At 69.2% G+C, this 12,419-nt stretch carries 8 protein-coding genes; 1 reads left to right on the top strand and 7 read right to left on the bottom strand.

Going from position 1 to position 12,419, the window contains the following annotated elements; genetic code table 11:
* Nucleotides 1–6 precede the first annotated feature (6 nt).
* The 3 genes from ACFYOH_RS09195 to ACFYOH_RS09185 form a co-directional block, all read right to left on the bottom strand.
* The gene (locus tag ACFYOH_RS09195; protein ID WP_388622775.1) at nucleotides 7–1,704 is read right to left on the bottom strand and encodes a protein kinase family protein; all 1,698 of its coding nucleotides are present in this window, start codon (nucleotides 1,702–1,704) and stop codon (nucleotides 7–9) included.
* 118 nt (nucleotides 1,705–1,822) lie between these two features.
* Nucleotides 1,823–4,189 carry a murein biosynthesis integral membrane protein MurJ gene (gene murJ / locus ACFYOH_RS09190; RefSeq protein ID WP_388622773.1) on the bottom strand — a complete coding sequence of 789 codons (2,367 nt, stop codon included), beginning with the start codon at nucleotides 4,187–4,189 and terminating at the stop codon, nucleotides 1,823–1,825.
* 45 nt (nucleotides 4,190–4,234) lie between these two features.
* Nucleotides 4,235–6,616, bottom strand: coding sequence for a DUF6049 family protein (locus tag ACFYOH_RS09185; protein WP_388622771.1), 2,382 nt, complete (start codon nucleotides 6,614–6,616; stop codon nucleotides 4,235–4,237).
* Between the two features lie 275 nt (nucleotides 6,617–6,891).
* On the opposite strand from ACFYOH_RS09185, the gene ACFYOH_RS09180 reads away from it, so the two are divergent.
* On the top strand, nucleotides 6,892–8,358 hold the full coding sequence (locus ACFYOH_RS09180) for a CCA tRNA nucleotidyltransferase (protein ID WP_388622768.1): 1,467 nt from the start codon (nucleotides 6,892–6,894) through the stop codon (nucleotides 8,356–8,358).
* A 109-nt stretch (nucleotides 8,359–8,467) separates the two neighbouring features.
* Here ACFYOH_RS09180 and ACFYOH_RS09175 read toward each other — a convergent pair whose 3' ends face one another.
* From ACFYOH_RS09175 to ACFYOH_RS09160, 4 genes are all read right to left on the bottom strand, one after another.
* Complete coding sequence (locus ACFYOH_RS09175; RefSeq protein WP_388622765.1) at nucleotides 8,468–8,962, bottom strand: hypothetical protein; 495 nt, start codon at nucleotides 8,960–8,962, stop codon at nucleotides 8,468–8,470.
* A 124-nt stretch (nucleotides 8,963–9,086) separates the two neighbouring features.
* Complete coding sequence (locus ACFYOH_RS09170; RefSeq protein ID WP_388622762.1) at nucleotides 9,087–10,349, bottom strand: MFS transporter; 1,263 nt, start codon at nucleotides 10,347–10,349, stop codon at nucleotides 9,087–9,089.
* A gap of 149 nt (nucleotides 10,350–10,498) precedes the next feature.
* On the bottom strand, nucleotides 10,499–11,581 hold the full coding sequence (locus tag ACFYOH_RS09165; protein ID WP_388622759.1) for an inositol-3-phosphate synthase: 1,083 nt from the start codon (nucleotides 11,579–11,581) through the stop codon (nucleotides 10,499–10,501).
* 43 nt (nucleotides 11,582–11,624) lie between these two features.
* On the bottom strand, nucleotides 11,625–12,302 hold the full coding sequence (locus ACFYOH_RS09160) for a helix-turn-helix transcriptional regulator (RefSeq protein ID WP_388622756.1): 678 nt from the start codon (nucleotides 12,300–12,302) through the stop codon (nucleotides 11,625–11,627).
* Between the last annotated feature and the right edge of the window lie 117 nt (nucleotides 12,303–12,419).

Raw genomic sequence — 12,419 nt, 5'->3', positions numbered from 1 at the left:
GAGACCTCAGCTGGTCACCTTGACGTCTGCCACTCTGCCCCGCCAGTGGCCCGCCCCGTCCGAGGGCAGCTCAGTCAGCCACACCAGGAGGTACCGGGTCTTGAGGGGCTTGTCGGGCTTGAGTGTCACCGTCGTGCCCGAGCCGCTGGCAGCCTTGCTGTAGGCGTCGAACGATGTCGGTTCCGATCCGGCGTCAGCACTCGCGGCACGGAGCTCGACCGAGGTCTCCCCCAGGAAGGTGACGGTTGCCTTTCCGACCTGTTGGACCTGGCCCAGGTCGAGGATGACCCCGACGCCTGGTTTCAGGTTTCCGAACTTGGGGCTGAGGTAGAAGTCCGTCTGCCAGTAGGTGGAAGGACTGTTGTCGTAGACCTTTCCCACGTCTTCGGGCTTCTCGGAGTGGTCTGCGCTGAACGGGTCGAAGTCACGCGCCTTCTGGATGGCGATGGGCTTGCCGGAAGCCGAAGTCTTGGACCCCTTGTCCCCGTCGTCCGTCGTCTGGCTCTTGTTGGTGTCTTCGGACTTGCCGCTCTTGTCCATCAGTGCGTCCGCCAACTGCCAGCTGCCCAGACCGAGGGCGGCGATGAGGAGGGCGGACACCGTCCACTTCAGCACCTTGCCGGTACGGCTCTGCAGCGGGGGCGGTGGGGTCGCGATCGGCTGGGTGGCGCCGGGGCGCGGCGCGGGACGGCCGTACGTGCCCTGCTGGTAGGTCGTGCGCTGGTACTCCGGCAGGGCCGTGAAGGCCGGCTCCGGCGGGCGGATGCGCGGCATCTCGCCGATCGCCTTCACCAGCTCTTCCGGCGTGGTGCACGGGGCCTCGTGACGGGAGGCGGTGGCCCCGTCGTTGGCGAGTGCGCGCATGGCCAGTTCGGACAGGCCCCGGTGAACACCGGCCCGCACCTGGTCCGGAGCGATGAGGCCGACGCCCTTGGGCAGCCCGGACAGGCCGTACGCGTCGCTCTCGTACGGCCAGCGCTGGGTCAGCGCCGCGTACAGCAGGGCGCCGATCGCCTCGGTGTCGGTGCGTTGCGGGGTGTCGGAGCTGATGCCGCGCAGCGCGGCGTTCACGGCGAGGCCCCGGATGCGCCACTGGCCGGTCGAGGCGCGCAGGACGGCGTTGGGATTGAGCCGGAGATGGGCGAGGCCTTCGCGGTGCGCTGCGGCCATGGCGGAGGCGACCTGACTGACCATCTGGTAGGCGTCGTGCGGCTCCAGCGGGCCTGCCGCGACCAGCGTGGTCAGCTCGGTGGCGTCGGGCAGCCACTCGTGCACGACGTACACGAGGTCGTTCTCCTCGACGGCGTCGAGGACCTGCACGAAACGGGGGTCGCCGAGCAGCGCGGAGGAACGGGCGGCGGCAAGGACGGAACGGGCCCGTACGTGCTGCGCGGGCAGGATGTGGACGCCGACGGCACGACGGAGCTTCTCGTCGACCGCACGCCAGCTGCTAAATCCGTCCAGACGGGTGACGCACTCCTCCAGCCGGTAGCGTCTGGCGAGCTTGTGACCGCTGTGCAGTTCGGGAGGCGAGGCCTTCTTTCCGGAACCCTCGTTGCCGCTCCCCTGTGCCTCGTCGCTGTCCGTGTCCCGCTCCGGGTTCTTGGCCACCCCGTCGGCCGTGGACTGGTCCGCCTTGGCGGTCAGCGGCTGCTCGCCGCTGTTGTCTGCCACGTCGACGGCAGCCGTGCTCCGTTCCGCCACCGTCGTCCCTGCCTCCCCATCCGTTGCGCGCTGTCCGACGCCGAAACCAATTGTGCCCACAGTCCGCCGCTATGCACGACACACAGCGGCGGACGATGGTTGTGCGCCTACCCCCGCCTCAGCGGCCCAGACGCCCGCGGACCATGCCCACGAGCGAGTTGAGTTCTTCGATGCGCATCCGCCGGGCGGCGACGAAGAAGATGCCGAGCAGAACGGCCCCGCCGACGAGCAGCGCGGCGAAGGAACCGATGACGCCCTGGCCGAGGGTGCGCCCGATGCCGTAGCAGACCGCGCCGCTGAGCAGGGCCGCCGGCACCGAGGCGATGCACAGGCGCGCGTACGTCCGCATCACCCGGGCACCGTCCAGGTCACCACCGAGCCGCTTGCGCAGCCGCCGCCAGGCGACACCCACACCGATCGCGTAGGCCAGGCCGTACGCGGCCGCCATGCCGGCGACCGCCCAGCGGGCGGGCAGCAGGAAGTAGCACAGCGCCGAGGCGCCCGCGTTGACGACGGCGACGATGACGGTGTTGTAGAAGGGCGTGCGAGTGTCCTCGTACGCGTAGAAGGCGCGCAGGACGACGTACTGCACCGAGTACGGGATCAGGCCTAGGCCGAAGGACATCAGCATGTAGCCCATGTTGGTGGCCGAGCTGGTGCCCGAGGAGCCGAAGATCAGTGTGCACATCGGGATGCCGAGCGCGAGGAAGCCGAAGGCGATCGGCACGATGGCGACCGCGGTGGTCCGCAGGCCCTGGGAGATGTCGTCGCGGACCGCGCCGCCGTCGCCCTCGGCGGCCGAGCGCGAGATGCGCGGCAGCAGGGCGGCCATGAGGGACACCGTGATGATGGCCTGCGGCAGGCCCCAGATCAGCTGGGCGTTGGCGTAGGCGGCGAACCCGGTGCCGGCGACGCCGGAGTCCTTACCGGCCGCCGTGGACAGCTGGGTGACGATCATGGCGCCGGCCTGGTTGGCGAGGACGAACAGGACCGTCCACTTGGCGAGCATCGCCGCCTTGCCCAGGCCGTGGCCGCGCCAGTCGAACCGGAGCCGGATCCGGAAGCCCGTCTCGCGCAGGTACGGGATCATCGCCAGGGCCTGGACGACCAGACCGAGCAGCACACCGATGCCGAGCAGCCGCTGGCCCTCCGGCGGGATGTTCGTGACGGTCATGTGGGAATTGGCGGCGGTGCCGTAGACCCAGATGAACATGCCGAGCGTCACGATGATGACGATGTTGTTCAGGACCGGCGTCCACATCATCGCGCCGAACTTCCCGCGGGCGTTGAGGATCTGACCCATCACCACATGGATGCCCATGAAGAAGATCGAGGGCAGGAAGTAGCGGGTGAAGGTGACCGCCACGTCGTTGGCCGCGGGGTTGGAGGCGACCGAGTTGGACAGCATGCGCACCAGCAGCGGTGCCGCGAACATCGCGAGACCGGTCAGCGCGGCCAGAGCCACCATCACCAGGGTCAGCAGACGGTTGGCGAAGGCCTCGCCGCCGTCGTTGTCCTCCTTCATCGCCCGCACCAGTTGCGGCACGAAGACGGAGTTGAGACCACCGCCGACGGTGAGGATGTAGATCATCGTCGGCAGCTGGTAGGCGACCTGGAAGGAGTCGCCGAGGAAGTAGAGGCCGAGCGCCGAGACGATCAGCGCCGAGCGGATGAAACCGGTGAGGCGGGAGACCATCGTGCCCGCCGCCATCACGGCACTGGACTTCAGCAGCCCGGCGGCCTTGCCGCCCTTCTTCGCGGGCGCGGCGGAGGGAGCGGGAGCCGTCGCCGGCTCGGGTTCCGCGTCCCGGTACGGGTCGGCGGGCTCCGGCGCCTCGGCCGGGGCGGGCACCGGCGGCTGCGCCGGGTTCCCCGGGACAGCCTGGTAGGACGCCTCGGCGTACGGGTTGCCCTGCTGGGGTCCCTGGCCGGGTGCCGGAGGGTACTGGCCGGCGGGGCCGTACCCGGTGCCCTGAGCGGCGGCCGGCTGCGCGTAGCCGGGCGGATCCATGGGTGCGTGCCCACCGCTGTGCTGCTGGTCCTTGAACAGATGCGCGAAGGCGTCCGGCTCGTGGTACTCCTCGCCGGAGTGCGTGACCAGGTCGTCGACGCCCACGTACTGGGTGGTGCGCGGGTCGTCGCCGTACGGCAGGTGCGGGGTGGCACCCTCGGGCTCGGGCGCCGGCGTCTGCGCCCACACCCGCGGGTCGGGCGCGTGCGGAGACTGGGCGGGCTGACCGTAGAGCGGCTGCTGTCCGTAGCCGTCCTGAGCGGGCGGCGGGTGCGCGGCGCGGTCGTAGAGCGCCTCGGCGACGGGATCCTGGGCGGCGAGGTCGTGTCCCCGGTAGGGATCCTGGTCGTAGGCGTCCTGGAGGTACATGTCGGCCGCCGGCTGCGGCGGTACCTGGCCGGGCTCCGGCGGTGTCTCGGGGTAGCCCGAGCCGGCCGCGCCCTGGCCGCGATCACCGTCGTACGGCGCGTTCATGCTTACCCCACCTCATCGTCCCTGGCCCACCGGCCACGACATCGCTCAACGGTCCACTCTCTCACCCGTCCCGGACGGGTCGGGGCTTTCCGGTGCGGTGTCCGGCGCAGGGTCACTCGGGTGCTTCCGGTCGTCTGCCCCGGCCCGAGAGACCGAATCCTCCGGGTCCTCCGGGAGACGGTCCGCGGGGGCCTCGGGGTTCCCGGGCTCGTCGGCGTCCTGCGCTTCCGCGTCGGGGCCGTCCTCCTCCGCCTGGCGGGCGGATGCGCGCTTGCGCTGGGTGTACATCCGGAATCCGGCGAGGACGAGGAGAAGCACACCGCCGCCGATGACCAGCATCACCGTGGGCGTGATCTCGGTGACCTTCACATCGAAGCTGACGGCGTCACCGTACTTCTGGCCGTCCTCGGTGTACAGCTGGGCGATCACCGTGACCCGGCCGTTGGCGTTGGCCGACGTGGTGAACTTCACGGACTGGCTGTGCCCGCCGGAGATCTCCACCGGCTGCTCGGAGTAGGCCTTGCCGCCGATCTTCAGACGGGTCGGCATGGTCGAGGTGAGGCGCAGAATCAGATGGCCGACCGGCTGGACGAGGTTGTTCTGGACGGTCACCGGGATGGTGGCGCTGCGTCCGGAGAGCTTGGTCTCCGACTTGTCGATCAGCTTGACCTGGTCGGCCAGCTCGTCGAGCCAGCCTTCCACGCCGTCTCGGTAGTTCTGCGCGTGCCAGCTGCCGCCGTTCCACGACGTGGACATCTCACGGTTTATGGCCCGCCCGAACGGGGTGACGACGCGGGACTGGTCGGAGAGGATCACCTGGAAGCTGTCGAGCTTGTCCTGGGTGCGCGCGATCTGCTCGAAGGCCGTCCGCGGCAGTTCCTGCGAGCGCAGCGAGGAGGGGTAGGCGGATGCCGAAGGGATGTGCGTGGTGGCGTTCGGGTCCGGCTTGTCCTTGGCCGCCGCGGAGAGGTCCTGGGACTGAGACCAGTTCCCGCCCTCGAGCGCCTTCAGCGCCGCCGCCATCGCCTGGGCCTGGCTCGCGGTGGGCATGCGCTGCGGGGCGATCACGAGGCTGCGCTGCTTGTCCGTCTGCGCGTTCACCTCGAGGCTCTGCGCCAGGAACTCCTGCACGGCGAGCGTGGCCGAATCCGCCTTCGTCAGATCGCCCTCGAAGGCCGTGGACAGCCGGGCGTCGGAGACCACCGCTGTGATGCCTCCGCCGACCGGTCGGGCGGCCGAGGGCGTGTACGGCAGCCCGGCGGTCTCCTGGAGGCTGTCGCTGCGGGCGATCACGTGGTCGGCCCCGGCGGAGGTCGCGACCTTCATGATCGCCGGATCCACGGCGCCCTCCACCGGCCAGGCGAAGTCGGTGGTCGGTGTGACGTGGAGCACGGTCTTGACGGTGGTGGCGGCCACGTCGGTGGCGTCCTTGAGGTGGCTGAGGGAGCCGGTGACGCTGGTGCCGTTGTGAGCCAGGGACGCCAGGTCCGGGTCGGCGAAGGGCAGCGCGACGACCTCCTTGCCGGCCACCGCGTCCTGCAGGTTCGCCAGCCACTGCTTGGCGAGCGCCTGGTGGTCCTTCGGGCCGGGTGTGGTGGTGCCCCCGCTGCCCGGCAGCCGGTAGTTGCCGGTCGCCATCGCGTCCACCGAGGCCAGCAGGTCCGGGTCGATCACCCAGGTGACGTCCAGGTCCTTGCCCAGGTCCACCATCTGCGCCAGCCGGCCGCCCGGCGCGAGTTCCTTGGCCAGGTTGTCGTTGCGGAACACCGGCGTCTGAAGCTCGCCGGCGCCGGTCTTGGCCGTCATGTGGACCGTGGAGATCAGTGGCCACAGGTACGTCGTCTTGGTCTTGGTGTCGGCCTCGGACGGCTGCCACGGCAGGAACGTGCGCTGGATGCCGAGCACCTGGTCCCAGGGCTGGGCGGCGGTCTGGCCGGAGAGGGTGACATCGAACTCGTAGACGCCGTCGTTGCCGAGGTCGAGCTTGTCCACGGGGACGGAGATGCTGAACTGCTCCGCGACGCCCGGGGACAGCTTGGCGAACTTCTCCACGTACTTGCCGCCGACCTCGGAGCCGGTTCCGCCCGTCAGGTCGTCGGAGTGCTGGGCGACGGAGTCGATCCCCGAGCGGGTGTCCAGCATGGGGCCCACCCGCAGGCCCACATGGGCGCCGGTGACGCTCTGCTTGCCGTTGTTGGTCACGGTGCCCGTCACGGTCACCGTGTCCCCGTCCGTGGGGGCGCTGGGGGTCAGTGAGTCCAGGGAGACGGACACCCTGTCCGAGGAGGCGGCCTGGGCGGGCGCCGCCGCGGGCAGCTGGAGCAGCCCGGCCAGCAGCGGCGCACCAGCGAGCAGCGCGCCGGTGCGTCGCAGCCACCGGCGGGCAGATGAGGCACTGGTCCTCTGGAATTCAGCCGCCTCGGCCACGCGCTCGCCCGTCCCTCGTCGTCAGTGGTCGTCGGAATGTGCGTCCACGCATGGTAACGATGCGCGCTGAGGTGAAGTGCCGCGGTCTACGTCACAAGATCGAAGAACAGCGGCGTCCCGTCCTCTATATCCAGTATCGAGCGGAGAGCTTCCGTACGCCGTGAGAGCAGGGCTTGCGACGGTATGCAGGGAGCTGTCCGCGGTGCCTGCCGGCCGGCCGCACCTCGGCCAAATGGAGGCGCCCCTGGTCGCCGGGGCACGTACCCTGTTCTGTTGTGCCGAACCCCAACGAAGACACTCCCTCTGCCCTGAGCCAGGCGCAGCAGCGCGCGGTCGCCGAGCTGCTGCGGGTGGCCCCCGTCGCCGACGATCTCGCCCGCCGATTCCAGGAAGCCGGGTTCTCCCTCGCCCTGGTCGGCGGATCGGTACGCGACGCGCTGCTCGGCCGGCTCGGCAACGACCTGGACTTCACGACCGACGCCCGCCCCGAGGACGTACTGAAGATCGTCCGTCCCTGGGCGGATGCCGTCTGGGAGGTCGGCATCGCCTTCGGCACCGTCGGCGCGCAGAAAGCCGCCCGTGTCGGGGACACGGACTGGCAGTTTCAGATCGAGATCACCACTTACCGGTCGGAGGCCTACGACCGCACCTCACGCAAGCCCGAGGTGTCGTATGGCGACTCCATCGAGGAGGATCTGGTCCGCCGGGACTTCACGGTCAACGCGATGGCCGTCGCGCTGCCGGAGAAGGAGTTCATCGACCCGTACGGAGGCCTGGAGGATCTCGCGGCGCGCGTGCTGCGGACGCCGGGCACGCCCGAGGAGTCGTTCTCGGACGATCCGTTGCGGATGATGCGTGCCGCCCGGTTCGCCGCCCAGCTGGACTTCGCGGTCGCCCCCGAGGTCGTGACCGCGATGACGGACATGGCCGGCCGTATCGAGATCGTGTCGGCCGAGCGGGTCCGGGACGAGCTGAACAAGCTGATCCTGTCCGCGCACCCGCGCAAGGGCCTGGGCCTGCTCGTCGAGACCGGGCTCGCCGATCATGTGCTGCCCGAGCTGCCGGCGCTACGCCTGGAGCGGGACGAGCACCACCGGCACAAGGATGTCTACGACCACACGCTGATCGTCCTGGAGCAGGCGATCGCGCTGGAGCAGGAGGGTCCCGACCTCACGCTGCGGCTGGCCGCGCTGCTGCACGACATCGGCAAGCCGCGCACGCGCCGCTTCGAGAAGGACGGCCGGGTCTCGTTCCACCACCACGAGGTGGTCGGCGCCAAGATGACCAAGAAGCGCATGACGGCCTTGAAGTACTCCAACGAGCTGGTGAAGGACGTCTCACGGCTGGTCGAACTTCACCTGCGCTTCCACGGCTACGGCACCGGGGAGTGGACGGACTCGGCGGTGCGCCGCTATGTCCGTGACGCGGGCCCGCTGCTGGACCGCCTGCACAAGCTGACCCGGTCGGACTGCACCACCCGCAACAAGCGCAAGGCGGCCGCGCTGTCCCGGGCCTACGACGGCCTGGAGGAGCGCATCGCCCAGCTGCAGGAGCAGGAGGAGCTGGACGCGATCCGCCCGGACCTCGACGGCAACCAGATCATGGAGATCCTGGGGGTCGGCCCGGGTCCTGTCGTCGGCAAGGCGTACAAGCACATGCTGGAGCTGCGTCTGGAGAACGGTCCGATGGAGTACGACGCGGCGGTGGCGGCTCTCAAGGACTGGTGGGCCGAGCAGAACTGATCTCTGCTTGGCCGGGCTCGGCAATGTTTCACGTGAAACACCGGCCAGGCCGAGCACAACGAAGGGGCGATGTTTCACGTGAAACATCGCCCCTTCGCACGTTCACGCGCTACTTGTTGTCTCCCAGGCAGAGGACGAACGAGTCGCCGCCTTCTTTCCACTCGATGGCAGCGGTCGTCCCCTGGACCGACTGGCAGGCGAGCTGAGCAAGACTAGTGCTGCCGTCCTTCTTGAGCACCTTGTAGTCCGCCTTCGAGTCGCTGCAGTCCAGCTGCTCGATCTTCGGGTCGCTGTCGGTCCCCTTGTTCGTCAGGCAGTCGCCGACAGCCAGCTTCTGGGTGTCGTCGTTGTGGCTGTTGAGGTAGCCGCCGGCCGCCGCGATAAGGCCGACGACGATGATGGCTATACGCACGTACAGTTTGACGTTGCGCTTCGGCCGCTGAGGCGGCACCGGCGCGTACGGTGCCGCCCCCTGCTGGGGGAAGCCAGGCTGGCCCGGCTGCTGCGGGTAGCCGCCCTGTGGAGGGTACGGAGCCTGGGGCTGGCCGTACGCCTGCTGGCCCTGTGCGAATGGGTTCTGGCCCTGGGGCGGCGGAGTCGTCACTTGGGTGTCCCCCTAGGAGAGTTGGTGAGCAGCGCACATAAGCGGCGCGTAAGACGCACGTAAGTTACCGGGCTCCACTGACACTTCTGTGACCGAGGGGGACTCTGTGGCTTTGACGTGACCCTCACCGGTGTTCAAAGCGGGCCATAGCCCTAGCAACTGCCCCGTAGATGACGGCGACTGTGATGACCAGCGTTGCCGAGCGTCCGTCCGGGGGCAGCATCAGGGCCGCCACGCCGGCCGCTCCGACGAAGGCCACGTTGAACAGGACGTCGTACACGGAGAAGATCCGGCCGCGGAAGCCGTCGTCGACGGCGGCCTGGACGATCGTGTCCGTGGAGATCTTCGCGCCCTGGGTGATCAGCCCCAGGACGAAGGCCGCGACCAGGAGGGGTCCGGTGGCGAACGGGAGGCCGAGAGCCGGCTCCAGCACGGTGGCGGCGCCGGAGCACACCACGATCCAGCGCCCGGGCCCGAGTCGTCCTGCCGCCCACGGCGTCACCGCGGCCGCCGCGAAGAATCCCGCACCCGACAGGGCCAGCGCGAGCCCGAGCAGCCGGAGCCCGCCCTCGGGGCTCGTGGAGAGGGCGTACCGGCACAGCATCAGCAGCAGAACGAGGAGCGCGCCGTAACAGAAGCGCATCAGCGTCATCGAGGTCAGCGCCCATGCGGCTTCCCTGCGTCGCGGCGCGGCCAGATGACGCACGGCCGCCCTGAGCTCGCGCGCCGTCTCGGTGAGGGCGGTGGCCATGTGCGGCCGTGTCGGCTGCCGGTCGGGACCGAGGAGCGTGGGAGGCATGGTCAGGGATGTCAGACCGGCGCACAGATAGAGGAAGGCGCCGAGGAGTACCACGGCCGCGTCGGAGTCGGACGCCACGAGCCGTACGGCGAAGGCGAGACCGCCGCCCGCGGTCGCGGCGAGTGTTCCGGCCGTCGGGGACAAGGAGTTGGCGAGCACCAAACGCTCGGCGTCCACCACCCGGGGCAGAGACGCGGACAGGCCGGCGAGGATGAAGCGGTTGACGGCCGTGACGCACAGCGCCGAGACGTAGAAGAGCCAGTCCGGGGCCTGGCTGACCATCAGCACGGCGGTGACAGCGGCCAGCAGGGCGCGCAGCAGATTGCCGTGGACGAAGACCTGCCGGCGGCGCCAGCGGTCCAGCAGGACACCCGCGAACGGGCCGACCAGTGAATAGGGGAGCAGCAGGACCGCCATCGCCGAGGCGACGGCGGTGGCCGAGGTCTGCTTCTCCGGGGAGAAGACGACGTATGCGGCGAGCGCGACCTGGTAGACGCCGTCGGCGCCCTGGGACAGGAGGCGGATGGAGAGCAGGCGTCGGAAGTACCGCAGGCGCAACAGGACGCGCAGGTCACGGACGACGGGCATGGGGCACAGCCTCACACATGCGGAAGGTCCCCGGGTCAGGGAACCCGGGGACCTTCACCGCCCTGGCAGGAGCGTTCTCGGGCGAGCGATCGCCTCGGGCGACGCGGCGCGCCGTACCTGGTCGAGCCGGCCCACCGCGCCTGGTCGAGCTAGCGCTCGACGTCGCCGCGGATGAACTTCTCGACGTTCTCGCGGGCCTCGTCGTCGAAGTACTGGACCGGCGGGGACTTCATGAAGTAGGAGGACGCCGACAGGATCGGGCCGCCGATGCCGCGGTCCTTGGCGATCTTCGCGGCGCGCAGGGCGTCGATGATGACACCCGCGGAGTTCGGGGAGTCCCAGACCTCGAGCTTGTACTCCAGGTTCAGCGGGACGTCACCGAAGGCACGGCCCTCGAGGCGGACGTAGGCCCACTTGCGGTCGTCCAGCCAGGCCACGTAGTCGGACGGGCCGATGTGGACGTTCTTCTCGCCGAGGTCCCGGTCGGGGATCTGGGAGGTGACGGCCTGCGTCTTGGAGATCTTCTTGGACTCCAGGCGCTCGCGCTCGAGCATGTTCTTGAAGTCCATGTTGCCGCCGACGTTCAGCTGCATCGTGCGGTCCAGGATGACACCGCGGTCCTCGAACAGCTTCGCCATGACGCGATGCGTGATGGTGGCGCCGACCTGGGACTTGATGTCGTCACCGACGATCGGCACACCGGCCTCGGTGAACTTGTCCGCCCACTCCTTGGTGCCGGCGATGAAGACCGGGAGGGCGTTGACGAAGGCGACCTTGGCGTCGATGGCGCACTGGGCGTAGAACTTCGCCGCGTCCTCGGAGCCGACCGGCAGGTAGCAGACCAGGACGTCGACCTGCTTGTCCTTCAGGACCTGGACGACGTCGACGGGCTCGGCGTCCGACTCCTCGATGGTCTGGCGGTAGTACTTGCCGAGACCGTCGAGGGTGTGGCCGCGCTGCACGGTGACACCGGTGCTGGGCACGTCGCAGATCTTGATGGTGTTGTTCTCGGAGGCGCCGATCGCGTCCGCGAGGTCGAGGCCGACCTTCTTGGCGTCGACGTCGAACGCGGCGACGAACTCGATGTCGCGCACGTGGTAGTCACCGAACTGCACGTGCATCAGGCCGGGGACCTTGGACGCCGGGTCGGCGTCCTTGTAGTACTCGACTCCCTGCACCAGCGACGCCGCGCAGTTGCCCACGCCGACGACGGCTACGCGAACCGAACCCATTCCGGTTGCTCCCTGTGTGTACGAGTGAGTCCCTGTGTGGGACTCACGTGGCGGTGTCTCCGGGCGTATCCGTCCGGGGGGTGTCCCCGGGACGGGGCAGGCCGCCCGTCGATCCAGTGGTGGTGTCCTGCTGAGCGGACTCCCCGGACGCGGAACCCTTCAGGTCCCGCCCGGCCCGCTCGCTCTCGATGAGCTCGTTCAGCCAGCGCACTTCGCGCTCCACGGACTCCATCCCGTGGCGCTGGAGCTCGAGTGTGTAGTCGTCGAGGCGCTCCCGCGTGCGCGCCAGGGAGGCGCGCATCTTCTCCAGGCGCTCCTCCAGGCGGCTGCGCCGGCCCTCCAGTACGCGCATGCGCACATCGCGCGACGTCTGCCCGAAGAAGGCGAAGCGTGCGGCGAAATGCTCGTCCTCGTACGCGTCGGGGCCGGTCTGCGAGAGCAGCTGCTCGAAGTGTTCCTTACCTTCTGCCGTCAATCGGTACACGATCTTCGCTCGGCGTCCGGCGAGCGGAGCGGCGTCCTCGTGGGTGCTGCCCGGCTCCTCGATCAACCAGCCGTTGGCGACCAGCGTCTTGAGGCAGGGATAGAGGGTTCCGTAACTGAATGCGCGGAACACACCCAGGGACGTGTTGAGTCGTTTGCGCAGCTCATAGCCGTGCATCGGGGACTCGCGCAGCAGGCCGAGCACGGCGAACTCGAGGATGCCGGAACGTCGGCTCATCGTCGCCTCCTCTCGGTCCGCTGATCGCTCACGCGGGTCTCGCAGTGCCTCTCAGCGTCTTTATCTCGCGCTGATGTATCGACTCGATACATCATGACGATAGAACGGCCTTCCGCG

This window comes from Streptomyces sp. NPDC007856 (assembly GCF_042868225.1).
Classification (GTDB): Bacteria; Actinomycetota; Actinomycetes; order Streptomycetales; family Streptomycetaceae; genus Streptomyces.
Note: the sequence above shows the minus strand (reverse complement) of the source record. Positions and strands in the feature narration are given on the sequence as shown.

Bases quoted from the DNA above. Each gene is read 5' to 3' on its own strand.
- ACFYOH_RS09170 (WP_388622762.1), bottom strand. From the start codon at position 10,349: ATGCCCGTCGTCCGTGACCTGCGCGTCCTGTTGCGCCTGCGGTACTTC.
- ACFYOH_RS09160 (WP_388622756.1), bottom strand. From the start codon at position 12,302: ATGAGCCGACGTTCCGGCATCCTCGAGTTCGCCGTGCTCGGCCTGCTG.
- murJ (WP_388622773.1), bottom strand. From the start codon at position 4,189: ATGAACGCGCCGTACGACGGTGATCGCGGCCAGGGCGCGGCCGGCTCG.
- ACFYOH_RS09165 (WP_388622759.1), bottom strand. From the start codon at position 11,581: ATGGGTTCGGTTCGCGTAGCCGTCGTCGGCGTGGGCAACTGCGCGGCG.